Genomic DNA, 25,903 nt, shown 5'->3' with positions numbered 1-25,903 from the left:
GAGGGCACAGCAATCGGCATTGCCGGGCACACCTTCCTCGCCGCTAGCACCTAGACCTAATCGCGCCATGCTCTAAAACAGTCCGCATGCTCGGACGCATCTTCACAGTTGGCGGATACACGCTGCTCTCGCGGGTGACGGGGTTTGCCCGCGACATCATGCTCGCGGCGATCCTCGGCGCCGGGCCCGTGGCCGACGCCTTCTTCGTGGCGCTGCGGTTGCCCAATCATTTCCGCGCGATCTTCGCCGAGGGCGCCTTTAACGCCGCCTGGGTGCCGGCCTATGCGCATGTCCATGGCGAGAAGGGGGAGGCGGCGGCACACCTGTTCGCCGATCGCATCTTCACGCTGCTCTTGGCCTCGCAGGTGGTGCTGCTGATCGTTGCCTGGCTGTTCATGCCGCAGGCCATGACCATCCTCGCGCCGGGCTTTTCCGACGATGCCGAGCAGCGCAAGCTCGCGATCGAGCTGACCCGGATCACCTTCCCTTATCTGCTGCTGATCACGCTGGTGACGCTCTATGGCGGCATGCTCAACGTGATGCAGCGTTTCGCCAGTGCTGCTGCGGCGTCGATCTTCCTGAACGTTTCGATGATGATGACGCTGGCGGTCGCCGTCTGGTTTCCGAGCGCGGGCCATGCTGCGGCCTGGGGCGTGCTCATTTCCGGCTTCCTGCAATATTTCCTGCTGGCCGGCGATCTCGCGCGCCATGGCGGCCTGCCGCGCTTTGCGCCTTTGAAGCTCGACGAGGACGTGCGCGGTTTCTTCAAGGCACTGGGCCCCGCGACGCTCGGCTCGATGGGCACGCAGGTGGCGCTGTTCGCCGACACCATCATCGCAACCTTCCTGCCCGCAGGCGCATTGTCGGCGCTCTATTACGCCGACCGGCTCAACCAGCTCCCGATCGGCGTGATCGGCATCGCCATCGGCACGGTGCTGTTGCCGGAAATGTCGAAACGGATCACGGCCAACGACCAGGACGGCGCGATGAAGGCGCAGCGCCGCGCTTTCGATTTCACGCTGCTGTTCTCGATTCCGTTCGTGGCGGCTTTCCTCACGGTGCCCGACGAGATCATGCGCGCGCTGTTCGCCCGCGGCGCGTTCTCCAAGGCCGACGCTGTCGCCGCGGGCGGCACGCTCGCGGCCTACGCCATCGGCCTGATCCCCTTTGTCCTGATCCGCAGCGCGGTCGCGACATTCTATGCGCGCAAGGACACCGCGACGCCGGTGCGGGCGTCGCTGACCGGCATCGCCGTCAACGTCGCGCTGAAGGTCGCCTTGATGGGATCGCTGGCCCAGATCGGTCTCGCGCTGGCAACCGCCATCGGTGTCTGGACCAATCTCCTGCTGGTGCTGTTCTTCGCGGTGCGGCGCGGCTTTCTCGTGCTGGACCGCGCCTGGCTGATGTCGCTCGGCAAATTCCTGTTGACCGGAATCATTCTGGCCGCTGCGTTCTGGCTGATCGCGCGCTTCAGCGGTTCTTGGCTGGGCGCGATGCACTTCCGGGACGAATTGATGCTGGTTTTGCTCGCCGTCGGTGGCACGATCATCTACGCGCTCGCGATCCTGGTGTTGTTCGGCCGCCGCTGGCTGGTGTCGCTGGTGCGCGGCTAGGTTCACTTGGTCTCGATCTGATATACAACATATGGTTGTGTGGGGCAGCGGTCGTACCGTCGCGACGCAACTGAGAGCTGATGTGCAACATGCGAGTTTTCTGGATTGGAGCTGGAACCCTCGCCGTACTGACCCTTGTCGTTATTCCCTACATCGCGAGCGATCGCTGCAAGGATCGGTGGGCGCAATTTAATCTGGAAGGCGTTTGGGACTACCAGACCGGATGTTCGGTCAGGATTGGCAACAGCCTGGTGCGCGAGGAAAACGTCAGCTTCGATCCGAGAATGCCGAGACCGCAGGGTGGTGGTGTCGCTAAGTCGCTCGATCCGAACCAAGCTCTGGCAAACCCAAGTTGGGTCACTCTCGGATCCGACAATCGCCCGACGGCCGAGGGCACCGTCCGGTTCAATCAGAGATGAAAGACAAGGCCACCGAGTCAACGTGCTCGCCTCCAGGATGCGGCCACCCTCGGCACATCTCTTGATTTCGCGTGATCGCCGTGGTAGCAATCGCTCATGATTAAATGCTCGCGCAAAGTCACCTTCAACCACATGACCCGCTTCGGCTGGGCCGTGGAAGGAGTCGTGCGCTAGGATTTCGACGACGACATCTTTTCCACCAGGCCCCGCCGGCATCGGACGGGGCCTTTTCATTTGGCCACGCTCCCTGCCGGCACAACAGCAGGAGCGTCCCATGCCACCCCAACAGACGAACATCACCTCCGCGACGGGGGGTGATGCCGCGCGGCTTCGCGTCGACCTTTCCATCGTCTTGGGTCTGCTCAAGCGATACTGGTGGGCGCTTCAGAAGTGGCGGCCGCGCGCACGCCTCACCTTGCGGGACCTGAGCGACAGGGAGCTGATGGACATCGGTCTGACGCGCGGCGAGATCGACAGCCTCGTGCCTGAATGCGCCATCGAGAGATTGAGAGACAGCGCGAGGACCCTGTGGGGCCGTGGCGGGATATGACAGCCCACCAATCCCTGCCAATCTTCGCTGCGACAATGGAAAGGCGACGATCGTGATATCGCATGCTGCCAGTGCTCGGGCAGACGTGGAAATCCGGCGATTGACTGCCGATGATCTCGAACTCTTTCGCGGCATTCGCGCGGAGGCGCTGCGGACGCATCCTCAAACCTTCGGTTCTCCTGAAGAGGACGAGGGCGGGGAAGGGATGTTGGCGGCCTATCGCCGTTGGCTGGCTGGAACGGTCCTCGGCGCATTCGAATGCGGGGGCTTAATGGGCGTCGCGGGCTTCTATGTCTCGCCAGATCGGCGATCGCTGCACCGGGGCCACATCTTCACGGTTTACGTGAGGGAAGATGGCCGAGGTCAGGGTTTCGGAGATCGGCTCGTCAAGGAGCTCCTTGCTCATGCCGAAGCACGCGTCGAGCAGGTGCATCTTGCCGTCCTGGTCGAAGCAACCGCTGCAATCAGGACCTACAAGCGCAACGGATTTGAAATCTACGGCACGGATCTCGGGGCCGTCCGCATAGGCGATGCCACGTACGACAGGTATCTTATGGTTAGGAAATTGAGCCACTAACGCCGTTCCGGCGCGGCCACGCGGCCGGATTGCGCCAGATCCGCCGAGGGTAGCTTCGAATCATCGGCCTCAATGGGGAGCGCCGGCCCGAACCCATTTGCCTTGCCAGTTTTTCCACGGCAATATGCCGGCAAAACAACCATGAGAACGGGAAAACACAATGGCGGCTCCCATCAAGTTCGGCGTTGGCCAAAGCGTGCTGCGCAAGGAGGATGACGCGCTCATCCGCGGCAAGGGCCGCTATACCGACGATTATGCGCCGCAGGCTGCGCTGCGCTGCCTGATGCTGCGCTCGCCGCATGCGCATGCCAAATACACCATCGATGCGAGCCGCGCCCGCGGCCTGCCCGGCGTCGCGCTGATCCTGACCGCCGATGATGTTGCAGATCTCGGCAATCTGCCCTGCCTGTTCAACCTCGAGACCGATCCGTTCACCGGCCCGCCTTACCCGATCCTCGCTGCGGGCGAGGTGCGCCATGTCGGCGATTCCATCGCTTTCGTGGTTGCCGAGACCATCGACCAGGCCCGCGACGCGATCGAGGCGATCGACGTCAAATGGTCGCCGCTGCCGGCGGTGACCGGCGTCGTCAACGCGGTGAAGAAAGGCGCGCCGCAGGTCTGGCCTGACAAATCAGGCAACGTGCTGTTCGACGTCTCGATCGGCGACAAGGCCGCAACCGAAGCCGCCTTCGCCAAGGCGCATGCAGTCGCCGAGATATCCATCGTCAATCCGCGCGTGGTCGCGAGCTTCATGGAGACGCGCGCGGCGGTCTGCGAATACGATGCCAAGCGCGACCATCTGACGCTCACGATCGGCAGCCAGGGCAGCCATCGGCTGCGCGACATCCTGTGCCAGAACGTGCTCAACATTCCCACCGACAAGATGCGGGTGATCTGCCCCGACGTCGGCGGCGGCTTCGGCACGAAGCTGTTCCCGTACCGCGAATACGCCCTGATGGCGGTTGCGGCCAAGAAGCTCAAGAAGACGGTGAAATGGGCGGCCGACCGCACCGAGCATTTCATGGGCGATGCGCAGGGCCGCGACAACGTCACCACCGCCAAGATGGCGCTGACCGAGGACGGCAAGTTTCTGGCGATGGACTGCGATCTGATGGGCGACATGGGCGCGTATCTGTCGACCTTCGGGCCCTACATTCCCCATGGCGGCGCCGGCATGCTGCCGGGCCTCTACGACATCCAGGCCTTCCACTGCCGGGTGCGCACGGTCTTCACCCACAGCGTGCCGGTGGATGCCTATCGCGGCGCGGGCCGCCCTGAAGCCGCCTATGTCATCGAGCGCCTCGTCGATGCCTGCGCGCGCAAACTCGACATGACGCCGGATGCCATCCGCCGCAAGAACTTCATTCCGCCGAAGGCGCTGCCCTACAAGACGGCCACCGGCAAGGTCTACGATTCCGGCGACTTCGCCGCGCACCTGAAGCGCGCGATGGAGATCGCCGAGTGGAAGGAATTCCCCAAGCGTGCCAAGGCGGCCAAGAAGGGCGGCCTGATCCGCGGCATCGGCCTTGCAAGCTATGTCGAGATCTGCGGCGTGATGGGTGAGGAGACGGCCAATGTCCGCCTCGATCCCAATGGCGACGTCACTGTCCTCATCGGCACCCAGTCGAGCGGGCAGGGCCACCAGACCGCCTATGCGCAGATCGTCGCCGAGCAGTTCGGCGTCGCGCCCGAGCGCGTCCACGTGCGGCAGGGCGACACCGACGAGATCGCAACGGGCCTCGGTACCGGCGGCTCGGCCTCGATTCCCTCGGGCGGCGTCAGCGTCGAGCGCGCCACGCGCGAGCTCGGCTCGAAGCTGAAGGAGATCGCGGCGCAGGCACTGGAAGCCAGCGCCGGCGATCTCGAGATCACCGATGGCATCGTGCGCATCGCCGGCACCGACCGCTCGATCTCGTTCGCCGATCTCGCCAAGCGGCCCGGCGTCGATCCGTCGAAGCTGAACGGCAGTGCGACCTTCGCCAGCGCCGACGGCACCTATCCCAACGGCACCCATGTCGCGGAGGTCGAGATCGATCCGGCCACCGGCATCATCAAGATCGTCAACTACGTGATCGTCGACGATTTCGGCAAGACGCTCAATCCGCTGCTGCTGGCCGGCCAGGTCCATGGCGGCGCCATGCAGGGCATCGGCCAGGCCCTGATGGAGCAGGTGGTCTATGGTGCGACCGACGGCCAGCTCATCACCGCAACCTTCATGGACTACGCGTTGCCGCGGGCGGCGGACGGGCCGGCCTTCGTGTTCGAGACCGCCAACGTCCCCTGCAAGACCAATCCGATGGGCGTGAAGGGGGCAGGCGAGGCCGGCGCGATCGGCTCCTGTCCGGCCGTCGTCAACGCCATCGTCGATGCGCTCTGGCGCGAATACAAGATCGACCACATCGACATGCCGGCGACCCCCGAGCGGGTATGGATCGCGATCCACGAGCACCATCGCCGTCACAGCCTGTAACATCGAGCAGACGCGGCCGCGTCTGCCCACCAATTGAACGGCGTGCGACGATTTATCGTCGCGCTCCGGAGGAATGAAATCTGCCAATCGGTGTTGGCCCATGGAGGGGTCGGCACGATCCTGAGATCAAGGAAAGGGATTTTGCGAATGAAGCGAGTGTTGATTGTTGGGGGCGCGCTGCTGCTCGGGATGGGCGCCGTTTGGGCGCAACAGGACTCCGTCAAGGAAGTCCAGACCCTCATGAAGGGCAACGGCAAGAACGCCGGCGCGGTGTCGGCGATGGTCAAGGGCGAGAAGCCCTACGATCAGGCGACCGTGGACAGCGCGCTGGCGCAGTTCGAGGATACCGCCAAGAAGCTGCCGAACCTGTTTCCGGCCAGCGCCAAGGGCGTGAAGCTCGACGGCGACTATTCGACCTCGCCGAAGGTCTGGGAGGACAAGGCCGGCTTCGACGCCAAGATCGCAAGCTTCGCCAAGGTCGTCAGCGAGGCCAAGGGCAAGATCAAGGACCTGGATTCGCTCAAGGCGAATTTCCCGGCCGTCGGCAAGGAATGCGGCGGTTGCCACGAGACGTTCCGCGTCAAGAACAGCTGAGGCGAGCAGCTGGGATAAAGCTTCGTAGCCCGGATGGAGCCAACGGGTCGGCGCAAAGCGCCGCCCGATGACAGGCTCCGCGCAATCCGGGGGTCTATCCGGGTTGAAAGTCCATCCCGGATTACGCTTACGCTCCATCCGGGCTACAGGAATCACGAGGGGCGGTTGCGAAAGCAGCCGCCCTTTTTCGATTCGCAAGGCCTGACGGATCGCTGCCGGAGCAGCTATGTTCACGGCAATGGCCGTAGCGTTGATGCGACAAGGCGTATCTCGTTCCTGACTGTCTTATGACAGCGGGAGCTCCAGCGCGCGGCGAGGATCCAACAGCGAGACAGGCCATGGTGAAACCGTTCCCGTCGAAGACCCATATCGGCAACCACATGCTGCATCCTGAGACGCTGATGCTGACCTATGGCTATGATCCGCAATTGTCGGAAGGTGCGATCAAGCCGCCGGTATTCCTGACCTCCACCTTCGTGTTCAAGACCGCCGACGACGGGCAGGACTTTTTCGATTTCGTCGCCGGCCGGCGCGAGCCGCCGGAGGGCATGGGCGCGGGCCTCGTCTATTCGCGCTTCAATCATCCCAACAGCGAGATCGTCGAGGACAGGCTTGCGATCTACGAGCGCACCGAAAGCTGCGCGCTGTTCTCGTCCGGCATGGCGGCGATCGCGACCACGATCCTCGCCTTCGTCCGCCCCGGCGACGTCATCCTGCATTCGCAGCCGCTCTATGGCGGGACCGAAACGCTGCTGACCAACACGCTGTCGCGTCTGTCGATCGGCGCCGTCGGCTTTGCCGACGGGATCGACGAGGCCGCCGTCAAGCAGGCCTCTGAAGAGGCCATGGCCAAGGGCCGCGTCTCGATGATCCTGATCGAGACGCCGGCCAATCCGACCAACGGCCTCGTCGACGTCGCCATGATCCGTCGCATCGCCGATGCCATCGGCAAGGCGCAGGGACATACACCGATCATCGCCTGCGACAACACGCTGCTCGGCCCGGTGTTTCAACGGCCGATCGAGCATGGTGCGGATTTGTCGCTGTACTCGCTGACGAAATATGTCGGCGGCCATTCCGACCTGATCGCGGGCGCCGCGCTCGGCTCGAAGGCGATCATGAAGGGCATCAAGGCGCTGCGCGGTGCCATCGGCACCCAGCTCGATCCGCATTCCTGCTGGATGATCAACCGCTCGCTGGAGACGCTGAGCCTGCGCATGGAGAAAGCCAACGGCAATGCGCGCCTCGTGGCGGATTTCTTGCGCGATCACCCCAAGGTCGCCAAGGTTCACTATCTCGGTCATCACGAGGAGGCCTCGCCCGCCGGCCGCGTGTTCGCGCGGCAATGCCTGGGGGCGGGATCCACCTTCTCGTTCGACATCGTCGGCGGCAAGGACGCGGCGGTCAAATTCCTCAACGCGCTGCAGATCCTCAAATTGGCGGTGAGCCTCGGCGGCACCGAGTCACTGGCGAGCCTGCCCGCAACCATGACCCATTCCGGCGTGCCCGCCGACATCCGCCGGAAGATCGGCGTGCTCGATTCCACGATCCGGCTCTCGATCGGCATCGAGAACCCGTCCGACCTGATCGCCGACCTCGCCCAGGCGCTGAACGCGGCTTGAGCGCGTCGAAACGCGTAGCCCGGATTGCGCTGCGCTGCATCCGGGCTACGAAGTCTGGCCGCTTCGGAATCGAAAAGGCCGGACGCCCCCTCCTGCGCCCGGCCTTCGCGACGAAGCAATCTCGAGACCTACTTCGTCACTTGACCGCGGATCTCGCCGCCAGGGTTGGCCGCGGTGTGAATGTTGACGTAGAGCTTGCCGGCGAGCAGATCGGCGGCCTGCGCGTCGGTCAGCGTCGCTTCGCCCTTCACGGGGCTGGCGGTCGCATTCGGGATCGCGATCGCGACGCCGGCGTTCTTGCCGGCCTCCGCGGGACCGTGGAAATGGGCGGCGGTGGCGGGGCCGGAGAGCCCGGAATAGGTGACGGTCCACGACAGCTTCTTGCTGGCGGCATCATAGTTCAGATCGGCGGTTCCGGTGGCGCTGCTGGTCGTTGCCGGCACCTCGGACTTGCCGTCGAGCGTTGCTTTCAGCTTTTCGGCGCTGGCCGGAGCCGCAAAGGCAATGGCACCGAGCGCTAAGGCGGCAATGACGGTCTTGTTCATGACGTTCTCCCTGCTGAACCCGTTCGGGCTGCCAAACTTCCAACAGTCGGCATTTCAGTTTATTCCCGTTTCCGGGCGGGGCGGGCTAAATTCTTCGTGGCTGGAGCCGCGACGACATCGGCCCTAGGTTCGCCGCGACGAGTGAATGGATCCGCATGCTGCAACGAACAATTCTCTTTGGAGCGCTCGCGCTGGTCGCTGCCGTGGGCGTCTATTGGTGGCTGAGCGCGCCGGTGGTGGCGGCCGCCGGCAACGCGCCGGCCCATGTGGCCAACCTTGCCAATGGCGAGACCATGTTCAACGCCGGGGGCTGCGCCTCCTGCCATGCCACGCCCGACCAGGCCGATCGCGTCAAGCTCGGCGGCGGCGTTGCGATCAAGTCGCCGTTCGGAACGTTCTACGCGCCGAACATCTCGCCTGATCCGAACGACGGTATCGGCAAATGGACGGAAGCCGACTTCGTCAATGCGGTGATGCACGGCGTTTCGCCGGGCGGGCAGCATTATTTTCCCGCCTTTCCCTACACGTCCTATCAGCATGCCAGGCGCGAGGACGTGCTCGATCTCTTCGCTTATCTGAAGACGCTGCCGCCCGTGACCGGCAAGGTGCGCGATCACGACATGCGTTTCCCCTTCAACATCCGGCGCAATGTCGGCATCTGGAAATTCCTGTTTCTGGACGACAAGCCGGTTCTTGCCGACGGCGCCAGGTCGCCGCAGCTCAATCGCGGCGCCTATCTCGTCAACAGCTTCGGCCATTGCGCCGAATGCCACAGCCCGCGCAACGCGCTCGGCGGCATCATCGCCAGCCAGCGCTTCGCCGGCGGGCCGAATCCGGAAGGCGAGGGCTGGGTGCCCAACATCACCCAGAAGCGCCTTGGCGAATGGAGCGTGAAGGATATTGCCTATTTCCTGAAGAACGGCGAATTGCCCGACGGCGACAGCGTCGGCGGCGCGATGACCCGCGTGATCAAGAACACCTCGCAATTGTCCGACGAGGATATTGCCGCGATGGCGGAGTACCTCAAATCGCTGCCGCCCGTGGAAGGGCCGCCGCGGCCCAAGCGCAAGGAAGCCGGTTAGCGCGCGAGCTCAGCTCGCGCCAAACGCCTTGAAGGTGATGATGGTGAGGGTGTCCTGGATGCCCGGCAGCACCTGCACCTTCTCGTTGACGAAATGGCCGATGTCGGTGTCCTTGTCGACGTAGAATTTCACCAGGAGGTCGTATTGGCCGGCCGTGGAGTAGATCTCGGACGCGATCTCGGCTTCGGCAAGCGCGTTGGCGACCGTGTAGGACTGGCCGAGCTTGCATTTGATCTGAACGAAGAAAGGAACCATCGCGGGCACTCCAAGACATATCTGGCGGCCAATAGGCCAAAACCGGCAGGATTTGGCAAGCAGACTTGACGGGTTTCAAGACGCCACGGTCGCGGCCGCGAACGCCTCTCTGAGCCGCTGGGCGAGCTCGATCTTGCGGTAGGGCTTGGTCAGCACGATCGCCTGCGCATGCGCCTGGCCCTGCTCGACCAGGGTCTCCAGCGCGTAGCCCGAGGTGAACAGGACCGGCAGCGAGGGGCGAATCCGCCGCGCCTGGTCGGCGAGGTCCCAGCCGCTCATGCCGCCAGGCATCACAATGTCGGTGAACAGCATGTCGATGCTGGGGTCGGTGCGCAGCTGCTGCAGGGCCTCCTTGCCGTTGACCGCGGCAACGACACGATATCCCAGGGCTTCCACCCTGCGGATGGCGGATGACCGAACGAACGGGTCGTCCTCGGCAATCAGGATCGTCTCGTATCCGCGCGGTGCCGCGTCCTCGGCATCGGAAAGCTCGGCCTGTGACGGCCCGGCATCTGCGCGGGGCAGGTAGATTCGGACGGTCGTGCCGAGGCCTGGCTCGCTGTAGATCGTGACGTGGCCGTTCGATTGCTTGGCGAAGCCATAGACCATGCTGAGGCCGAGCCCGGAGCCCCTGCCGACCTCCTTGGTGGTGAAGAACGGTTCGAAGGCGCGCCGGGCGACCTCCGGCGTCATGCCGTCGCCGTCATCGGTGATCGAGATCAACGCATAAGCCCCGGCTGCGACTTCGGGGTGAAGGGCGCGATAGTCCTCATCGAGCGTGGTCAATTCCGTGCTCAGGGTCAGGTGACCTCCGGCCGGCATGGCGTCCTGGGCGTTGAGCGCAAGGTTCAGTACGGCGGATTCGAGCTGGGCGCGGTCGGCGAAGGCCTGGATGGTGCCGAGCCCGGAGCTCGTCTTGATCTCGATGTCCTCGCGCAAGGTGCGCTTGAGCAGCTTGAACATGGATTCGAGCAGGCTCCGGCAATCGATCGTCTGCGGCTGCAGCAATTGACGGCGACTGAATGCGAGCAGGCGCTGCGTCAGCTCTGCGCCTCGTTCTCCCGATTGGGCGATGTCGTCGGCAAAGCGCCGCAGGTCGGGCCTCGGCTTCAGCTGCTCGCTCAGATGCTCGGCGTTGCCGATGATGACGGTGAGCAGGTTGTTGAAGTCGTGAGCGATGCCGCCGGAGAGCTGGCCGACCGTCTCCATCTTCTGCGCCTGCTGAAGCTGCTGCTCCGTCAGCTTGCGCGCCGTCAGGTCGTGGACGATGCCGACGAAGATCAATTCGCCGTCCTGCCGCGCCTGGCCGACCGACAGCTCCATCGGAAAGGTCGATCCGTCCTTGCGCAGGCCGGTGGCCTCGCCGGCAGTCGCGAACTGCCTTGCCTGGCCGTCGGGTGCGGCGACCGTCTCTGGCATCAGCATCCCGACGTTCCTGCCCATGACCTCGTCGGCGGAGTAGCCGAACAGGCGCTCGCAGGCCGGATTGAACAGCAGAATGCGGTCCTGCGCATCGAGCAGGATGACGCCGTCGACCGCGGTCTCGACGATGGCCGTGAGGCGCGCCACGCTGTCGCGCATCGCACGCTGCGCATCCCTGACCTGCTGGAGCAGCAGCGTGGCGTCCCGGCTCTTGATTTCCTCTTCCTCGAGCGCGGCCTGGACCTGCCGCAGCTCGAACGGCGAGGGGATCGTCAGGATCTTCGGCAACAGCGGCCAGAGCGCGCCCGCCGTCATCACCGACGCCACCGCGGTCGCCGCCTTGACGATGCCCTCGATGCCGTAGATCGGGACCCAGAGCGCGTAGATCGACAGCACATGCGTGAGGCCGCACGCCATGATGAAGATCGCAAAGGCCCAATAGACCCAGCCGAATTTGAGATCGCGCCGCTTGGTAACGAGGATCGCGAGCGCAAACGGGATCGAGAAATAGGCGGCGGCGATGCAGGCGTCGGATACGACGTGAAGCCAGATCAGCTCAGGCTCCCACAACAGGCAGATGCCGTGCGGAGAGAGCATGGACGAGTCGAGGAGACGTTCAAAAAAGGCCCACATCTTCCACCCCAGGATTCCATTTCAGGCGGCTTGCGGGCCGGGGCGGCCCGCGACATCGGTGTCGCCGGACAGTTCCACCACTGACGTCTCACGCATCGGCGAAGCAGGTTCGCGACTATACCAAGGGTTCGGCGTGGTTGCATTTTCGTGCCCCACCCTTGGGCCCGGAGGCCGTGCTCGGCCCGCCCGACCCGCGGGACCACGCGGTGTCGCGAATCACGGCCCGTCGCGGCTCGGCAAGCGCTTGCTGGAGTTCCGCGGTCGCGCTAGGACGGGCCATGGCGTTCCAATCCAGCAAATGTGCCCGTCGATGACGACCCCGGTCGCACTCACCATCGCCGGTTCCGATTCGAGCGGCGGCGCCGGCATCCAGGCCGACCTGAAGACCTTTGCCGCCCTCGGCGTCTATGGCGCGTCCGCCATCACGGCCCTGACCGCGCAGAACACGCGCGGCGTCACAGGCATTAGCGCCGTGCCGGCGGATTTCGTCACCGCGCAGATCGATGCGGTGTTCTCCGATCTCGACATTGGCGCCGTGAAGATCGGCATGGTGGCCCAGGTCGCCAGCATCGATGCGATCGCGGCGGCGCTGACGCGCTGGAACCCGCGGCACATCGTGCTCGACCCCGTGATGGTCGCAACCTCCGGCGACCGTCTGCTGGCATCCGAGGCCGTCGACGCGCTGCGCACCAGGCTGATGCCGCTGGCCTCGGTGATCACACCGAACTTGCCGGAGGCCGCGGCTCTGCTCGACGAGCCTGTTGCGGCGAACGAGGCGGAGATCGAGAGCCAGGGGCGGCGCTTGCTGGCGCTGGGCTGCCGTGCGGTCCTGATCAAGGGCGGGCACGGCGAGGGCGCCGAGAGCACCGACTATCTCGTCACGTCCGAAAGCACGATCGCGCTTGCGGCGCCGCGTGTTGCCACCCGCAACACCCACGGTACCGGGTGCTCGCTATCCTCGGCGGTCGCGGCTGGCCTCGCCAAGGGCGAGGACCTGGCAAGCGCCGTGCGCAACGCCAAGGCCTGGATCAGCGCGGCCATCGCAGCCGCCGACCGCTTCAGCGTCGGACACGGCCACGGGCCCGTCCATCATTTCCACAAATTCTACTGACGCGGCCGTCCGCGCAAGCCGCGGCCGTCCCATGCTTTTTGCACGGTGGTCTCCATCGTGATGGCCGGGACAAGCCCGGGCAGGACGGGCTCTCAACGAAGGTTCACATGCGATGATCCCACCCTCCCAGGGGAGGGGCGGCTTTTTGCGGATGCCGCTGTGGCGCCATGTCGCCTGATTGTCGCATGCGACTGATATTCGCGGGGAGGGCGAGGCAAGGCGTGATTCGTATCTGAAGGTGCCTCAAAAGTTCAATCGGTCATCCCCCTGTCACGGGACATTGTTACAGGCTGGCGCGCATGGGAAGTTACGATGTGAGTGACGAGAGCCCGGAGCGGCGCTTTCGCACCTTGTTCATCTCCGACGTTCATCTCGGAGCCCGCGGTTCTCAAGCCGATCTTCTGCTCGACTTCCTGCGCTACCACGACGCCGATACGATCTATCTGGTCGGCGACATCGTCGATGGCTGGGCGCTGAAGTCCAGCTGGCACTGGCCGCAGTCGCACAACGACCTCGTGCAGAAGCTGCTCCGCAAGGCGCGCAAGGGCGCCAAGGTCATCTACATCCCAGGCAATCACGACGAGTTCCTGCGCAACTATTACGGCACGCATTTCGGCGGCATCGACGTCGTCGAAAACACCGTCCACACCGGCGCGGACGGCAAGCGCTACCTCGTCATCCACGGCGACATCTTCGATCTCGTGGTGCAGAACGCGCGCTGGCTCGCCCATCTCGGCGACAAGGCTTACGACTTCGCGATCCAGATGAATCGCTTCGTCAACTTCTTCCGCCGCCTGTTCAAGGTGCCCTATTGGTCGCTGTCGCAATGGGCCAAGCAGAAGGTCAAGAACGCCGTCAATTACATCGGCGCGTTCGAGCAGGCGCTCGCCGCGGAGTCGCGGCGCCACGACGCCGATGGTGTGATCTGCGGCCACATCCACTACGCGGTGATCCGCGACGAGGGCGGCATTCGCTACATGAATTGCGGCGACTGGGTCGAGAGCTGCACGGCGCTCGTCGAGCACGACGACGGTCATTTCGAGATCATCACCTGGGCGGATCATCTGCAGAAGCCGGCAGCCGTCCCGCAGGTTGCAGCCAGAGCTGCATAACGGAGGCCGCCCGATGCGCATCCTGGTCGCGACCGACGCCTGGCACCCGCAAGTCAACGGTGTGGTTCGGACGCTGACCAAGCTTGCAGACGCTGCCGAAGGGCTCGGCGTCGACTTCACGTTCCTGACGCCGCAATCGTTCCGCACCTTCGCCATGCCGAGCTATCGCGACGTGCGCCTGGCGATGCCCCGCCCGGCACGGATCGCGAAGCTGATCGGGGAGGCGCGGCCCGACAGCATCCACATCGCGACGGAGGGGCCGATCGGCCTGATGGTCCGCCGCTATTGCCGCCAGCGCAAGCTGCCGTTCACGACCAGTTTCCACACCCGCTTCCCCGAATATGTCCGCGCCCGCGTGCCGGTGCCGGGCTCGCTGATCTGGCGGGCGCTGCGCCGTTTCCACAGCCCCAGCCGTGCCGTGATGGCGGCAACGCCGGCGCTCGCCCGCGAGCTGACCGAGCGCGGCTTCGACAATGTCCTGCTGTGGCCGCGCGGCGTCGACACCGGCCTGTTCCACCCGCGTGCCGTCGATCTCTGCCTGCCGGCACCGGTGTTCCTGTCGGTCGGCCGCGTCGCGGTGGAGAAGAATCTCGAGGCCTTCCTCGACCTCGACCTGCCCGGCACCAAGGTGATCGTCGGCGATGGCCCGGCACGCGCCGCGCTGGAAGAGGCCTATCCCGACGCGATCTTCCTGGGCGAAAAGCACGGCGAGGAACTGGCAGACATCTACGCGGCAGCCGACGTTTTCGTCTTCCCGAGCAAGACCGACACATTCGGCCTCGTTCTGCTGGAAGCACTCGCCAGCGGCCTGCCGGTGGCGGCCTTTCCGGTGAAGGGCCCGCGCGACGTGATCGGCGATGCCCCGGTCGGTGCGCTCGATCACGATCTGCGCAATGCCTGCTTCACCGCGCTTGGCGTTTCCCGGCAGGACTGCGTCGCCTTCGCCGCCAATTACACCTGGGAGGCCTCGGCCCGGGTCTTTATCGACAGCATTTTGGCGGTCGGCGCGGTGCTGCCGGGGCGAAACGGCGCGGAACTGCCACGCTTCGTGGCCTGACGAGGATAAAATCCTCGCGCGGAGATGTCTTGCCCGGGCCTCATCGGCCGCGATAACATTCCGCCATGACCGAACAGCTCCTCCCGATCGGCCCTGCCGATATCGACGCCGCAGCGCGCGTGATTGCGCCCTACGCCATCCGCACCCCGCTGCTGTCCTTTCCCGTGCTCAACGAGCGCGTCGGCGCGAAGGTGTTTTTGAAGCCGGAGATGCTCCAGCGCACCGGCTCCTTCAAGTTCCGCGGTGCCTTCAACAAGGTGTTCTCGATCCCGCAGGACAAGCGCGCCGGCGGCGTGGTCGCGTTCTCCTCCGGCAACCATGCGCAAGGCGTGGCCGCGGCGGCAAAGATCCTCGACATGCAGGCAACCATCGTGATGCCCGCGGATGCGCCGCTGTCCAAGCGCGAGCGCACCAAATCCTACGGCGCCGAAGTCGTGCTCTACGATCGCGACAAGGACGACCGCGAGGCGATCTCGCGCGGCATCGCCGAGAAGCGCGGTGCGACGCTGGTGAGACCCTATGACGATCCCTTCGTGATCGCAGGCCAGGGCACCGCCGGCCGCGAGATCGCGGAGGACATGGCGAGCCTTGGCCTTAGCCCCGACATCGTGGTCGCGCCCGCGTCCGGCGGGGGCCTCATCGCGGGCGTCGCGACTGCCGTGAAGGCGCGCTATCCGCGCGCCGAGATCGTCGTGGCCGAGCCCGAGGCGTTCGACGATCACGGTCTTTCGCTGACCGCGGGCCATCGCGAGCCGCATGGGCCTGCGGGCCGCACCATCTGCGATGCGCTGATGGCGCTGATCCCCGGCGAGATGACGTTTGCAATCAACAGCAAGCTGCTGGCGCGCGGCGTCACGGCCTCGGACAAGGAAGTCGGCGCCGCCGTCGCCTTCGCCTATCGCGAGCTGAAGCTCGTGGTCGAACCGGGCGGCGCGGTCGGGCTCGCCGCGCTGCTGGCCGGCCGCCTCGACGTCGCCGGCAAGAACGTCGTCATCGTGCTCTCCGGCGGCAATGTCGATGCGGATCTGTTCGCCGAGCTGGTGGCCTAGCCGTCATTCCGGGGCTCGCGAAGCGAGAACCCGGAATCCACTTCTCCGCCGTTTCTGCTGCACGGGATTTTGGGCCTGCGCCTCACGGCGCATCCCGGACTGACGATCTTCGAGGGGCGACATGAAGAAGGGGCAGAGCGTTTCCGCTCTGCCCCTTTGTTGTTTACCCGCTGCGATCAGTGCATGAAGCCGCGGTGGTTGTTGCCGCCGCCCATGCTGGGCGCCTGGTTCATCGACTGGCGGAAGTTGCTGCCACCGCTGTTGACCATGCGGTTGGTCGTGTTGAACTGCGGGCGATTGTTGTTCTGCACCTGCACCTTGTTCACCGGGTTGTTGTTGATCTTCACGCCGTTGTTGACGCGGATCGGGTTGTTCTGAGTCTGGACTACCGGCTTGGTCTCGACATTCGTGCCGCCCTTGCCGACGTTGACCGGCATGCTCACGATCTTGCCCGGCTTGCCGTTGACGTTGCCGCTATCAGGCTTGTTGTTCGTCGCCGGCAGGGTCACGATCTTGCCGATGCCGTTATTGTTGTTGGTGGTGTTGGTCGGCGCGGGCAGGGTGACGATCTTGCCCGGGGCCTGCGACGGCGTGCCGTTCGGCTGGTTGTTGTTGCCCGAGGGCAGGTTGACGATCTGGCCGCCATTGCCGAGCTTGCCGATGCCGTTGTTATCGCCCAGCTTCTGCACGCCCGGGAGGTTGCCATTGATCTGGCCGCCATTATTGCCCTGCTGCAGCGGCATGTATTTGGGCTGGCCGAGATTGCCGATCTTGAAGGTCGGAGCAATGTTCTGCGGTGCCAGGAACTTGGTGGCCTGCATCAGGGGGATCTGCTTCGGCTGGGCTTCGAGGCTCAGCGCGACCTTCGCATAGGGCGTGTTGCTGTAGCTGTTGTAGAAGTTCTTGTAGGCGAGCGGGGAGTTCGCCAGCACCGCCTTGTGCCAGGCCTGCGACAGCAGGATGTTGTTCAGCAGCCAGCGGACGTGGTCGCACAGCGGGTCGTGCGGATACATCTGGATGAACTCCTGATAATATTCCGGGCGTCCCTCGGACACGACGTAGTCATAGGCCTGGCGGGTCGAGCGGCTCGGCAGGTTGGAGGCCATCTGCACGACCGGCGTATTCACCGGCGCGCGGTTGGCGGCGACGGCGGTGTCACCGAAGAAGGTGAAATCTGAGGTGAGCGAGGAGCTCTCCCACGGGATCTGCGCGCCGCTGGTGGACTGGTTCACCTGCAGGCGGATGCGCTTGAACAGCTGCTCGATCGGCACGTTGGGTTCGCGCGCTGTGTTCAGGAAGGCCTGCGTGTAAGGGCTGTGGCCGCCCGTGCCGTCGAGCGCTTCGGCGCCCGGTGCGGTCGAGTAACCGACGATCGAGCCGTTCGGCGCATCGACGATGGCAAGGCCGCGGCCGGCGTCGTTGACATCAGGGAAGGGGTTGTTGCGGCAGGCATCGAGGATGACGATCCGCATGCGGCTCGGGATCGTCTCGAGCGTCGACATCACGTCGACGAGCCGCACCGAATTGCTGACGAGCTCGGTGGGGTTGGACACCTTCGCATCGACGGGAACGAGATAGTTCTCACCGGCGAGCTGCACGCCGTGGCCGGCGTAATAGACCATCGCCACCGTGTTCGGACCGCGGGCCGAAACCTTGGCGGAGAAATCCTGCACCACACGGAGCATGTCGTTCTGGGTGAGGTCGGTGGCGGCAACCACCTCGAAGCCGGCGGAGTTCAGGAACTGAGCCATCGACTGCGCGTCGTTGTCGGGATTGGCGAGCTGCGGCGCGTTCTGGTAGTTCGAATTGCCGATCACCAGCGCCACTCGCTGCTCCGGGCCCTGAAGCGCGGTGGGAGCGGGCTCGACGGGGGCGACTTGCGCGGAAACGGGGCCGCAGGCGAAGCCGTACAGGCTTCCCACGAGGCCGGCTGTCATCAGCAGAGGCTTTAGGCGGAACATGGCGTGCTCCTTTGGCACTGATCTCGATGCGAGATTGGTTGCGGGGAAGCCTCGCTGCGTTCGAGCTTGAACTCCGTGATCCCTCTCACCATGGTGGCTCTGCGTGATCTGAATCACGCTTGGAACCTGCTATGGTGAAGGATCGATGAGAGGAACCGCCGTCACATGCTGAAATCGATAGATCCGATCCTCACGCCCGACCTACTCTGGCTGCTGGCCTCCATGGGCCACGGCGACGATCTCGTGGTCGTCGACGCCAACCACCCGGCCACGCACATCGCCCGCGCGACATCGTCGCAGCGCCTGATCCAGCTGCCGGGCATGACGATGGAGACGGCGGTCCGCGCCATCATGTCGGTCTATCCGCTCGACGATTTCGATCCCGATCCGGTGCGCGTGATGGCGCCGGTCGACGATCCCGACCGCGTGCCCGACGTGCAGCGCGCGGTTCTGGCCGAGATCGAACGCGCCAATGGCAGCGCCATTGCTCCCGGCAAGCTCTCGCGGCCGGAATTCTATCGCGCGGCGGCAGCGGGGTTTGGCGTGGTGCAGGTCGGCGACAGCCGAGGCTATGGCTGCTTCCTGATCAGGAAGGGCGTGATCAGCTAGAGCATGGTCCGGAAAAGCGTGCAGCGGTTTTCCGACAAGATCATGCTCCAACACCAGACGCTCGCATCAGCTCCGAGGGCCAGCCGATCCGGACGAGGAGGCCGTCAGGGCCGTTGATGCCGACCTCATACATGCCCCATTCACGGTGACGCAGCACGCCGCCGGGCCGGATGATGAGATCGTCGACGCGCGCGGCAATGGCCTCGACATCGGGCGTGCGAATGAAGATGCCGAAGGGATTGTGCTCGGGCACGCGCCACGGGCCGTCGCCGGCTTGCGTGAGATGCACCTCGCATCCCCAGCCGCTCATGATGACATAGCCGGCATCGCCGCCCGTGCGCGCAAAGCCGAGGCGTTCCCAGAACGGTTGAGCGGCGGCAAGATCATTGCTGGGAACGATGGCGAAGGCGCCGACGCGCGGGGTCTCGGACATTCGTTCGCTCCGGAACATGCGGTGATCGCAGCGCTTAGACTGCGCGTTGCAAGTCTATCGAGAGCGGCCGAAAAGCAGAAGCGACCAAACGTCCCGCACTCGAATTTGAATGGCGCGACGGGAACCGACTGTCTATTGTCGCTGCATGTCGCGCTCTATGTGTCTGTCTGTTGCCATCATCCTGTCGTTGCTGCCGGCCATTGCCTCCGCTGCGCCAGCTCAAAAGCGTCCCAAGCAGGCCTGGCATGGCTACGGCTTCCTGCCGGGCTACCGCCAGCCGCTGAGCAACAGCATCCCGCTCTACAAGCAGAAGGACGCGATGCGGCGCCTCGCGCGCAACGACCGCCGCCACTGGTACATCGATCCGGTTCCGCAATATTACCGCTGGGACGGCGAGTGGCACTATTTCGGCCGACCCGGCTTCAACGGCGGCCGCTACAACGGCGGCAGCTATGGTCCGTGCTGGACGCGTACGCCGATCGGCGCGGTGTGGAATTGCGGGTGATGGGGACGGCTAGGGAAAGCTGCGGACGACCTCGATCGGTCCGACGATCGCGGCATTGAACGCATCGAGATCTTCGGCGGGAATCCAATACTCCAGATGCGCCCGTCCGCCGGCCTCCTGCACGTCATATTTTTCGATGAGGCTCCGCTTGACCGCAAAGCGCGTCACGAAGCCCGATCCGCTCGCCGGGACATTCCAGTCGCGCGCGATCTTGATGGCGTAGTCCTCGGTCAATACCGGATAGAAGATCGGCTGGTCAGGCAGGCGCGGCGGGAACGCGCGCATGCCGGATTGCCTGATCAGCTCCAGCTCCTTTGGGCCGACGGGCCGCCAGAGGGTGAGGGTGTCTTCGTTGAGGGACATGGCTGTGGTGAGCGGGTTCTAGTGGGTCCCTACATACACCGATCCGTTCGGCCTATCACCGTCACCCTGAGGTGCGCGCTCTGCGGCGGATCGCGCTGCTGAGCGAGCCTCGGGATGACGGAATTGATAAGAGGGGAGCACACCCCTTACGAGAAGAACGCGATCTTTTCGGCCTGGGTCATGCGGCGGATCGGCGCGAGCGGGTCGTTCGCCGGCGTACGGGGCTTTTGCAAAATGCCGCTGGCGAGGATGGTGGCGCCGAGCGAGGCTTCGGCGACGGGCGAGGGCGTCGGCAGCGGCGTGACCGACGCTGCGGCGAAATTGGCCGTCGCGGCCATGGGCGGGGCCGGCTGCTCCATCACTTCAGCGGCGGCCTCCGCGATGGCGTCGGTGAGGCGCGCGAGCGAGTCCATCGCGATCGGCGCGTCGGCGGCGGGCTCTTCCACCACGGGGGCGGCGACCGGCTGAGACGCGACCGGCTCCGGCAGTTCGGCGGCGAGGGGCGCTGCGGTCTCTGCGACCATCGGCTCCGGAACGGTTGCGTCCATCTCGGCCGCTGCGACGATCTCGTCGAACTCCGGATCGGGCGCGGCCATCTCCAGCGCGATGGCCTCGAGCACGGCCTCGTCTTCGGCTTGCGCGGCCGCGTCGAGCGCGAATGCGTCAGCGGTTTCCGCGAAGGCGACGGACTCAGTGACCGGCTGCTCGAACGAGACGTCTTCACGCGCTTCGGTCGCGACAGTCTCTGGCGCGGCCTGATCGGGCGCGATGTCCTGGACCGCGATCTCCTGGACCGCGCTCTCGCTTTCGACAGCCATCCGGCTTTCGGCCGCAATCTCCGGCGTCGCTGCGGCGTCCAATGCCGGCTCGGCAGCGGCAAACGCTTCGGCCGCACCGGCCGCTTCCATGGCGGCTTCCGACTCGCCAGCTGCTGTGACGTCCTGCGGCGTGTCCGTAAAAGCCACGGGTGCTTCTGCAGTCGCGGGTGCGTCACTCGCCATCGCCGCGGGCGCGGCCTCGACGGGCGCAGCCTCGGCGACGAATGAGGGCGCCTCCTGCACCGGAGCTGGAGGCGTTGCCTGCGGCGTTGCGCCGCCGTCGGTTTGTTCGACCCGGTCCTTCAGCAGATCGAAGGCAATTCTGAGCTCGACGCGGGGGTCGTGGGCCTGGGCCTGCCCGCAGGCGGCCTCGATCGAGGCAAGCTGCGAATCGATGAGGTCGCAGATTCGCCCGTCGGCGCCGATCTCGCGCCAGCGCCAGGAGATCTCCTTGATGATGCGCACCCCGCGCGGAATTGGCGCAAGGCTCGCCTCGATCGCGCCGGGGTCGAACGCTGCAAGCGCGATCGTCTCGGCTTCGCGGATGGCGCGGCGGATCTCGACCAGCGCTTCGGGCAGGCGGTCCTCGACGACGGGTTGTCGCTGCGCCGCAAGGGTTTCTTCGATCTTCGCGACCGCGTCCAGCACCATGCGGGTGTCGGCGTTGCGGTTGCGCTTGGCGTATTCGCCGAGGAACCAGCGGCCGCGCGCGGTCTCCATGAAGGCTTCGCGGATCGCGTCGTAATCCTGCTCGTTCGGCTCGGCCGCGCGGGCAGACATGGGCGAAAGTGCGAATGCTTCGTTGGCCATGGCGATCTCGTCGCGCAAATCACTACGCGTTGTTGTAACGATCACCACGATATCGACCGAATCGCAATTGGTTTGATGCAGTCCGAATCACAAATCCTCATCGCGGCAGCGAAGAAGCGGCGATTCGCCGTGAACCTGGCCCTGTTCTACTCGGCCTTCTTCGCGGTTCTGGGCACGCATATGCCGTTCTTTCCAGTGTGGCTGAAGGCGATCGGCATCGACGCGGCCTGGATCGGCCTCATCAACGCGCTGCCGGCGATCACGCGCTTCACCACGCTGCCGCAAGTCACGGCCTTTGCCGAAAAGCGACAGGCCATTCGCGGCGGCATCATGGTGTCGGTGCTGGCGACGGCGATCGGATTCTCGGTCCTTGGCCTGCAGCAGCAGCCGCTGGCGCTGTTCCTGGTCTACGCGCTGACCTGCATGATGTGGACGCCGACGATGCCGCTGACCGATGCCTATGCGCTGCGCGGCGTCGCCCGTTACGGGCTCGACTATGGACCCTTGCGGCTGTGGGGCTCGGCGGCCTTCGCGGCCGGATCGCTCGCTTGCGGCTATCTCGTCGACAGCATCGCGCCGCGCGACCTGATCTGGGTCATCGTGGGCTGGGCCGTCGTTGCCGTTTTCGCCAGCCTGCTGCTTCGGCCGCTTGACGATCTCGGGCGAAGGGCGCCGGAGCGGCATGCCGGCAAGGCGCTGCTGCGCGATGCCGGCTTCTGGGCCGTGATCGCGTCGGCGGCACTGATCCAGAGCAGCCACATCGCGTTCTACACCTTCTCGGCCATCAACTGGCAGCTCCATGGCCTCAGCGGACTGACCATCGCGGCCCTCTGGACGCTGGGCGTGATCGCCGAGATCGTGGTGTTCGCGATGTCGCCGCGCTTCTCGCTGCATCCGTCCACGCTGATGGCGATCGGGGGCTTGAGCGCCGTCGTGCGCTGGATCGTCACCGCCAGCGAGCCGCCGCTCGCGCTGCTCGCGATCGCCCAGCTGGGCCACGGCTTCAGCTTCGGCATGACGATCCTCGGCACCATGAATCTTCTGGTGCAGCGTGTGCCCGCGCAGCAGATCGCGCGCGGGCAGGGCTATTACGCCGCCTGCAACGGGCTGCTCGGCGCAACAACATCGATCGCGTCAGGCGCGATCTATGCGCGCTACGGAGAGGGCGTGTACTACGTCATGGCGGCGATGGCCGCCGCCGGTGCTGCGCTGATCTGGTCGGCGCGGCATCGGCTCAAGGCTCAGCCCCAGAGCGAGGCGTCGGGCGGGTAGACCAGGCTGTCGTCATAGCGCAGGCCGTGATCGCGGTCGCGCGCGAGCAGCAGGGGGCCGTCGAGATCGACGAAGCGCGCCTGCGGCGTCACCAGCATGGCCGGCGCCATCGACAACGAGGTCGCGACCATGCAGCCGATCATGATCTCGAAGCCGAGCGCCTGCGCGGCATCGGCCATGGCCAGCGCCTCGGTGAGTCCGCCGGTCTTGTCGAGCTTGATGTTCACGGCGTCGTAGCGGTCGCGCAGGGAGGCGAGGGAGCTGCGCGTGTGGACGCTCTCGTCGGCGCAGACCGCGAGCGGCCGCTTGATCCTTGCCAACGCCTCGTCCTTGCCTGATGGCAGCGGCTGCTCCACCAGCGTGACGCCGACGGCGTCGCAGGCGGCGAGGTTGGCTTCCAGATTGGCCTCGGTCCAGGCCTCGTTGGCATCGACGATCAGCTCGGATTCGGGCGCGGCCTTGCGCACCGCGGCGATCCGCATCGCATCGCCGTCGCCGCCGAGCTTGATCTTGAGCAGCGGCCGGTGCGCCGCCCTGGCGGTCGCCGCCGCCATGGCTTCGGGGGTCCCTAACGAGATCGTGTAGGCGGTGGTGCGCTCGCCCGGCAGCGGGCGGCCGAGCAGGTTCCAGGCCCGCTGCCCCGCCGCCTTGGCCTCGAGGTCGATCAGGGCGCAATCCAGGGCGTTGCGGGCCGCACCGGGCGCCATGGCGGCCTGGAGGGCCTGCCGCGTGAGCCCGTCCGCGACGGCCTGCTGCATCGCCTGGATGGCGCCGAGCGTGGCCTCGGGCGTCTCGCCATAGCGGGGATAGGGCACGCACTCGCCGCGGCCGGTCAGCCCGTCCCGGCTGACCTCCGCCACGACGGTTACGGCCTCGGTTTTGGCCCCGCGGCTGATGGTGAAGCTGCCTGCGATCGGGAAGCGCTCGATTCGCGCCGCCAGGGCAGCAAATTTCATGGAAGTCATTTTGAACTCTGGCGAAATCTGAACCTGCTAGTTACCTCTAGCAACTAACGTTAACCACTTGGGGATACCTTCTCTGGGTAAGGGCGCGTGCGCAACCATCTGATTTTCTCCGCCCCGGCACGGGAGCGGACATTTGAATAGCGATCCGAAGCTGGAACGGATTGCCAAGGGCAACGCGCTGGCACTCTGCGCCACCGGGACCTGGACCGCGAGCTTCGCGCCGGTCCTGGAGCGGATGGTGGCTGATGCCGAGAAGCTCGCAGGCACCCCTCAAAGCATCTTCATCGACGTCTCCGAGGTCGCCAAGCTCGACACGTTCGGCGCCTGGCTGATCGAGCGGCTGCGCCGCAGCCTGACCAAGGGGCCCGTCGAGGCCCAGATCGCGGGACTGTCGGCGAATTATTCCAGCCTCGTGGACGAGGTACGGCGGGTCAGGGCGACGGCCGTGGTCGACGGCGGCACGGTGACCATCACCGGCATGCTGGAGCAGATCGGCCGGGCCGTGGCCGGCGTCGGCGGCACGGTCGCGGGTCTCGTCGACATGCTCGGTGCCGTGCTCGCGGCAGGTTTTCGCGTCCTGATCCATCCGCGCTCGTTCCGCCTGACCTCGACCGTGCATCACATGGAGCAGGTCTGCTGGCGCGCGGTGCCGATCATCGTGCTGATCACCTTCCTGATCGGCTGCATCATCGCCCAGCAGGGCATCTTCCATTTCCGCCGCTTCGGCGCCGACATCTTCGTGGTCGACATGCTGGGCGTGCTGGTGCTGCGCGAGATCGGCGTGCTGCTGGTCGCGATCATGGTCGCCGGACGCTCCGGGAGCGCCTACACCGCCGAGCTCGGCTCGATGAAGATGCGCGAGGAGATCGACGCGCTGCGCACCATGGGCTTCGATCCGATCGAGGTCCTGGTGCTGCCGCGCATGATGGCCCTGGTGCTCGCGCTGCCGATCCTGGCCTTCCTCGGCGCGATGGCCGCGCTCTATGGCGGCGGGCTCGTGGCCTGGCTCTATGGCGGGGTCGAGCCCGAGGCCTTCCTGCTGCGCTTGCGCGACGCCATCTCGATCGACCATTTCATTGTCGGCATCGTGAAAGCCCCGGTCATGGCCGCCGTGATCGGCATCGTCGCCTGCGTCGAAGGCCTTGCCGTGCAGGGCAGCGCGGAGTCGCTGGGCCAGCACACCACGGCCTCGGTCGTGAAGGGCATCTTCTTCGTCATCGTGATGGACGGCGTGTTCGCCATCTTCTTCGCCTCGATCGGGATGTGACGATGGCAGGAGAAGCTCAACGTGAAACCTCAGATCCCATCATCCGCGTCCGCGACATCACCGTGCAGTTCGGCGCGACACGCGTGCTCGACGGTCTCAACCTCGACGTCAAGCGCGGCGAGATCCTGGGCTTTGTCGGCCCCTCCGGCGCGGGCAAGTCGGTGCTGACACGCACCATCATCGGCCTCGTGCCGAAGGTTGCGGGCTCCATCGAGGTGTTCGGCGTCGATCTCGATTCGTCCAACACCGCGCAGCGCCGCAACGTCGAGCGGCGTTGGGGCGTCCTGTTCCAGCAGGGCGCGCTGTTCTCCTCGCTGACGGTGCGGCAGAACATCCAGTTTCCGATGCGCGAATATTTGCGGGTCTCGCAGCGGCTGATGGACGAGATCACCATGGCCAAGCTCACCATGGTCGGGCTCAAGCCTGAGGTCGCCGAACGCTTTCCCTCCGAGCTCTCGGGCGGCATGATCAAACGCGTCGCGCTCGCCCGCGCGCTCTCGCTCGATCCGGATCTCGTGTTCCTGGACGAGCCGACCTCCGGCCTCGATCCGATCGGCGCCGGCGACTTCGACGACCTGGTCAGGACGCTTCAGCGCACTTTGGGGCTGACGGTTTTCATGGTAACCCACGATCTCGACAGCCTTTACACAGCATGTGACCGCATCGCCGTTTTAGGGAACGGTAAGATCATTGCGGCAGGGTCGATCGCCGACATGCAGGCCTCGCAGCATCCCTGGTTGAGGCAGTATTTCCATGGCAAGCGCGCCCGCGCGGTCATGACTTGAGTAG

The 25,903-nt window shown here is 65.3% G+C and carries 25 protein-coding genes; 17 read left to right on the top strand and 8 right to left on the bottom strand.

Features of this window, described 5'->3' with window-relative positions:
* Positions 1 to 86 precede the first annotated feature (86 nt).
* The 7 genes from murJ (at position 87) to CO669_RS29645 (ending at position 7,845) form a co-directional block, all read left to right on the top strand.
* On the top strand, positions 87 to 1,613 hold the full coding sequence (gene murJ, locus CO669_RS29670; RefSeq protein WP_097664579.1) for a murein biosynthesis integral membrane protein MurJ: 1,527 nt from the start codon (positions 87 to 89) through the stop codon (positions 1,611 to 1,613).
* Positions 1,614 to 1,702: 89 nt separating this feature from the next.
* Positions 1,703 to 2,032 (top strand): hypothetical protein, encoded by a 330-nt coding sequence (locus CO669_RS35485; RefSeq protein ID WP_143278760.1) that lies wholly within the window; start codon positions 1,703 to 1,705, stop codon positions 2,030 to 2,032.
* Between the two features lie 274 nt (positions 2,033 to 2,306).
* Positions 2,307 to 2,582: a DUF1127 domain-containing protein gene (locus CO669_RS29665; protein ID WP_097664557.1), complete on the top strand. Its 276-nt coding sequence runs from the start codon at positions 2,307 to 2,309 to the stop codon at positions 2,580 to 2,582.
* A 100-nt stretch (positions 2,583 to 2,682) separates the two neighbouring features.
* A complete protein-coding gene (locus CO669_RS29660) occupies positions 2,683 to 3,159 on the top strand; it encodes a GNAT family N-acetyltransferase (RefSeq protein ID WP_143278759.1) in 477 nt (158 codons plus the stop codon).
* Between the two features lie 160 nt (positions 3,160 to 3,319).
* A complete protein-coding gene (locus tag CO669_RS29655; RefSeq protein ID WP_097664551.1) occupies positions 3,320 to 5,629 on the top strand; it encodes a xanthine dehydrogenase family protein molybdopterin-binding subunit in 2,310 nt (769 codons plus the stop codon).
* 147 nt (positions 5,630 to 5,776) lie between these two features.
* Positions 5,777 to 6,223, top strand: coding sequence for a c-type cytochrome (locus CO669_RS29650; RefSeq protein ID WP_097664550.1), 447 nt, complete (start codon positions 5,777 to 5,779; stop codon positions 6,221 to 6,223).
* A 338-nt stretch (positions 6,224 to 6,561) separates the two neighbouring features.
* A complete protein-coding gene (locus CO669_RS29645; RefSeq protein ID WP_097664549.1) occupies positions 6,562 to 7,845 on the top strand; it encodes a cystathionine gamma-synthase family protein in 1,284 nt (427 codons plus the stop codon).
* A gap of 128 nt (positions 7,846 to 7,973) precedes the next feature.
* On the opposite strand, the gene CO669_RS29640 is transcribed toward CO669_RS29645, so the two are convergent.
* Positions 7,974 to 8,390, bottom strand: coding sequence for a CHRD domain-containing protein (locus tag CO669_RS29640; protein ID WP_097664548.1), 417 nt, complete (start codon positions 8,388 to 8,390; stop codon positions 7,974 to 7,976).
* 155 nt (positions 8,391 to 8,545) lie between these two features.
* Between CO669_RS29640 and CO669_RS29635 the strand changes: the two genes are divergently transcribed.
* Positions 8,546 to 9,472 (top strand): c-type cytochrome, encoded by a 927-nt coding sequence (locus tag CO669_RS29635; RefSeq protein WP_097664547.1) that lies wholly within the window; start codon positions 8,546 to 8,548, stop codon positions 9,470 to 9,472.
* 9 nt (positions 9,473 to 9,481) lie between these two features.
* Here the strand turns inward: CO669_RS29635 and CO669_RS29630 are convergent, their stop codons facing one another.
* Together CO669_RS29630 and CO669_RS29625 are read right to left on the bottom strand one after the other, a co-directional pair.
* Positions 9,482 to 9,727, bottom strand: a complete 246-nt coding sequence (locus tag CO669_RS29630; RefSeq protein WP_018317369.1) for an Lrp/AsnC ligand binding domain-containing protein — start codon at positions 9,725 to 9,727, stop codon at positions 9,482 to 9,484.
* 75 nt (positions 9,728 to 9,802) lie between these two features.
* Complete coding sequence (locus CO669_RS29625; protein WP_245444567.1) at positions 9,803 to 11,746, bottom strand: hybrid sensor histidine kinase/response regulator; 1,944 nt, start codon at positions 11,744 to 11,746, stop codon at positions 9,803 to 9,805.
* A gap of 346 nt (positions 11,747 to 12,092) precedes the next feature.
* Between CO669_RS29625 and thiD the strand changes: the two genes are divergently transcribed.
* From thiD to CO669_RS29605, 4 genes are all read left to right on the top strand, one after another.
* Positions 12,093 to 12,893, top strand: a complete 801-nt coding sequence (gene thiD, locus CO669_RS29620) for a bifunctional hydroxymethylpyrimidine kinase/phosphomethylpyrimidine kinase (protein WP_097664540.1) — start codon at positions 12,093 to 12,095, stop codon at positions 12,891 to 12,893.
* 299 nt (positions 12,894 to 13,192) lie between these two features.
* Positions 13,193 to 14,005 carry a UDP-2,3-diacylglucosamine diphosphatase gene (locus tag CO669_RS29615; protein WP_097664534.1) on the top strand — a complete coding sequence of 271 codons (813 nt, stop codon included), beginning with the start codon at positions 13,193 to 13,195 and terminating at the stop codon, positions 14,003 to 14,005.
* A gap of 13 nt (positions 14,006 to 14,018) precedes the next feature.
* A complete protein-coding gene (locus CO669_RS29610; protein ID WP_097664527.1) occupies positions 14,019 to 15,062 on the top strand; it encodes a glycosyltransferase family 4 protein in 1,044 nt (347 codons plus the stop codon).
* A gap of 65 nt (positions 15,063 to 15,127) precedes the next feature.
* Positions 15,128 to 16,111: a threonine/serine dehydratase family protein gene (locus tag CO669_RS29605; RefSeq protein WP_097664512.1), complete on the top strand. Its 984-nt coding sequence runs from the start codon at positions 15,128 to 15,130 to the stop codon at positions 16,109 to 16,111.
* 176 nt (positions 16,112 to 16,287) lie between these two features.
* On the opposite strand, the gene CO669_RS29600 is transcribed toward CO669_RS29605, so the two are convergent.
* Positions 16,288 to 18,072: a caspase family protein gene (locus CO669_RS29600; RefSeq protein ID WP_198964328.1), complete on the bottom strand. Its 1,785-nt coding sequence runs from the start codon at positions 18,070 to 18,072 to the stop codon at positions 16,288 to 16,290.
* A 165-nt stretch (positions 18,073 to 18,237) separates the two neighbouring features.
* On the opposite strand from CO669_RS29600, the gene CO669_RS29595 reads away from it, so the two are divergent.
* On the top strand, positions 18,238 to 18,681 hold the full coding sequence (locus tag CO669_RS29595; protein ID WP_097664493.1) for an RbsD/FucU family protein: 444 nt from the start codon (positions 18,238 to 18,240) through the stop codon (positions 18,679 to 18,681).
* Between the two features lie 40 nt (positions 18,682 to 18,721).
* Here CO669_RS29595 and CO669_RS29590 read toward each other — a convergent pair whose 3' ends face one another.
* Positions 18,722 to 19,114, bottom strand: a complete 393-nt coding sequence (locus CO669_RS29590) for a VOC family protein (protein WP_097664483.1) — start codon at positions 19,112 to 19,114, stop codon at positions 18,722 to 18,724.
* A gap of 145 nt (positions 19,115 to 19,259) precedes the next feature.
* Between CO669_RS29590 and CO669_RS29585 the strand changes: the two genes are divergently transcribed.
* A complete protein-coding gene (locus tag CO669_RS29585) occupies positions 19,260 to 19,619 on the top strand; it encodes a hypothetical protein (RefSeq protein WP_502694527.1) in 360 nt (119 codons plus the stop codon).
* A 9-nt stretch (positions 19,620 to 19,628) separates the two neighbouring features.
* Here CO669_RS29585 and CO669_RS29580 read toward each other — a convergent pair whose 3' ends face one another.
* Complete coding sequence (locus CO669_RS29580) at positions 19,629 to 19,982, bottom strand: ADP-ribosylation/crystallin J1 (protein WP_097664468.1); 354 nt, start codon at positions 19,980 to 19,982, stop codon at positions 19,629 to 19,631.
* Between the two features lie 146 nt (positions 19,983 to 20,128).
* Positions 20,129 to 21,610, bottom strand: a complete 1,482-nt coding sequence (locus tag CO669_RS29575) for a hypothetical protein (protein ID WP_198964327.1) — start codon at positions 21,608 to 21,610, stop codon at positions 20,129 to 20,131.
* Positions 21,611 to 21,685: 75 nt separating this feature from the next.
* Between CO669_RS29575 and CO669_RS29570 the strand changes: the two genes are divergently transcribed.
* The gene (locus CO669_RS29570) at positions 21,686 to 22,882 is read left to right on the top strand and encodes an MFS transporter (protein ID WP_097664457.1); all 1,197 of its coding nucleotides are present in this window, start codon (positions 21,686 to 21,688) and stop codon (positions 22,880 to 22,882) included.
* Here the strand turns inward: CO669_RS29570 and dgcA are convergent.
* Positions 22,852 to 23,847 carry an N-acetyl-D-Glu racemase DgcA gene (gene dgcA / locus CO669_RS29565; RefSeq protein WP_097664442.1) on the bottom strand — a complete coding sequence of 332 codons (996 nt, stop codon included), beginning with the start codon at positions 23,845 to 23,847 and terminating at the stop codon, positions 22,852 to 22,854. The genes CO669_RS29570 and dgcA overlap by 31 nt on opposite strands.
* 133 nt (positions 23,848 to 23,980) lie before the next feature.
* Here dgcA and CO669_RS29560 point away from each other — a divergent pair, with 133 nt between their 5' ends.
* Together CO669_RS29560 and CO669_RS29555 are read left to right on the top strand one after the other, a co-directional pair.
* The gene (locus tag CO669_RS29560; protein ID WP_097664439.1) at positions 23,981 to 25,114 is read left to right on the top strand and encodes an MlaE family ABC transporter permease; all 1,134 of its coding nucleotides are present in this window, start codon (positions 23,981 to 23,983) and stop codon (positions 25,112 to 25,114) included.
* A 2-nt stretch (positions 25,115 to 25,116) separates the two neighbouring features.
* Positions 25,117 to 25,899 (top strand): ABC transporter ATP-binding protein, encoded by a 783-nt coding sequence (locus CO669_RS29555; protein WP_198964326.1) that lies wholly within the window; start codon positions 25,117 to 25,119, stop codon positions 25,897 to 25,899.
* Positions 25,900 to 25,903 lie beyond the last annotated feature (4 nt).

Source organism: Bradyrhizobium sp. Y36 (assembly GCF_002531575.1).
In the GTDB taxonomy this organism is placed as follows: Bacteria; Pseudomonadota; Alphaproteobacteria; order Rhizobiales; family Xanthobacteraceae; genus Bradyrhizobium.
This window is presented reverse-complemented; position numbering and strand designations above follow the sequence as displayed.

Excerpts from the sequence above, each read along its gene's own strand:
- murJ (WP_097664579.1), top strand. The coding sequence starts at position 87 with ATGCTCGGACGCATCTTCACAGTTGGCGGATACACGCTGCTCTCGCGG.
- CO669_RS35485 (WP_143278760.1), top strand. The coding sequence starts at position 1,703 with ATGCGAGTTTTCTGGATTGGAGCTGGAACCCTCGCCGTACTGACCCTT.
- CO669_RS29665 (WP_097664557.1), top strand. The coding sequence starts at position 2,307 with ATGCCACCCCAACAGACGAACATCACCTCCGCGACGGGGGGTGATGCC.
- CO669_RS29655 (WP_097664551.1), top strand. The coding sequence starts at position 3,320 with ATGGCGGCTCCCATCAAGTTCGGCGTTGGCCAAAGCGTGCTGCGCAAG.
- CO669_RS29650 (WP_097664550.1), top strand. The coding sequence starts at position 5,777 with ATGAAGCGAGTGTTGATTGTTGGGGGCGCGCTGCTGCTCGGGATGGGC.
- CO669_RS29645 (WP_097664549.1), top strand. The coding sequence starts at position 6,562 with ATGGTGAAACCGTTCCCGTCGAAGACCCATATCGGCAACCACATGCTG.
- CO669_RS29640 (WP_097664548.1), bottom strand. The coding sequence starts at position 8,390 with ATGAACAAGACCGTCATTGCCGCCTTAGCGCTCGGTGCCATTGCCTTT.
- CO669_RS29635 (WP_097664547.1), top strand. The coding sequence starts at position 8,546 with ATGCTGCAACGAACAATTCTCTTTGGAGCGCTCGCGCTGGTCGCTGCC.
- CO669_RS29630 (WP_018317369.1), bottom strand. The coding sequence starts at position 9,727 with ATGGTTCCTTTCTTCGTTCAGATCAAATGCAAGCTCGGCCAGTCCTAC.
- CO669_RS29625 (WP_245444567.1), bottom strand. The coding sequence starts at position 11,746 with ATGCTCTCTCCGCACGGCATCTGCCTGTTGTGGGAGCCTGAGCTGATC.
- thiD (WP_097664540.1), top strand. The coding sequence starts at position 12,093 with ATGACGACCCCGGTCGCACTCACCATCGCCGGTTCCGATTCGAGCGGC.
- CO669_RS29615 (WP_097664534.1), top strand. The coding sequence starts at position 13,193 with ATGGGAAGTTACGATGTGAGTGACGAGAGCCCGGAGCGGCGCTTTCGC.
- CO669_RS29610 (WP_097664527.1), top strand. The coding sequence starts at position 14,019 with ATGCGCATCCTGGTCGCGACCGACGCCTGGCACCCGCAAGTCAACGGT.
- CO669_RS29605 (WP_097664512.1), top strand. The coding sequence starts at position 15,128 with ATGACCGAACAGCTCCTCCCGATCGGCCCTGCCGATATCGACGCCGCA.
- CO669_RS29600 (WP_198964328.1), bottom strand. The coding sequence starts at position 18,072 with ATGTTCCGCCTAAAGCCTCTGCTGATGACAGCCGGCCTCGTGGGAAGC.
- CO669_RS29595 (WP_097664493.1), top strand. The coding sequence starts at position 18,238 with ATGCTGAAATCGATAGATCCGATCCTCACGCCCGACCTACTCTGGCTG.
- CO669_RS29590 (WP_097664483.1), bottom strand. The coding sequence starts at position 19,114 with ATGTCCGAGACCCCGCGCGTCGGCGCCTTCGCCATCGTTCCCAGCAAT.
- CO669_RS29585 (WP_502694527.1), top strand. The coding sequence starts at position 19,260 with ATGTCGCGCTCTATGTGTCTGTCTGTTGCCATCATCCTGTCGTTGCTG.
- CO669_RS29580 (WP_097664468.1), bottom strand. The coding sequence starts at position 19,982 with ATGTCCCTCAACGAAGACACCCTCACCCTCTGGCGGCCCGTCGGCCCA.
- CO669_RS29575 (WP_198964327.1), bottom strand. The coding sequence starts at position 21,610 with ATGGCCAACGAAGCATTCGCACTTTCGCCCATGTCTGCCCGCGCGGCC.
- CO669_RS29570 (WP_097664457.1), top strand. The coding sequence starts at position 21,686 with ATGCAGTCCGAATCACAAATCCTCATCGCGGCAGCGAAGAAGCGGCGA.
- dgcA (WP_097664442.1), bottom strand. The coding sequence starts at position 23,847 with ATGACTTCCATGAAATTTGCTGCCCTGGCGGCGCGAATCGAGCGCTTC.
- CO669_RS29555 (WP_198964326.1), top strand. The coding sequence starts at position 25,117 with ATGGCAGGAGAAGCTCAACGTGAAACCTCAGATCCCATCATCCGCGTC.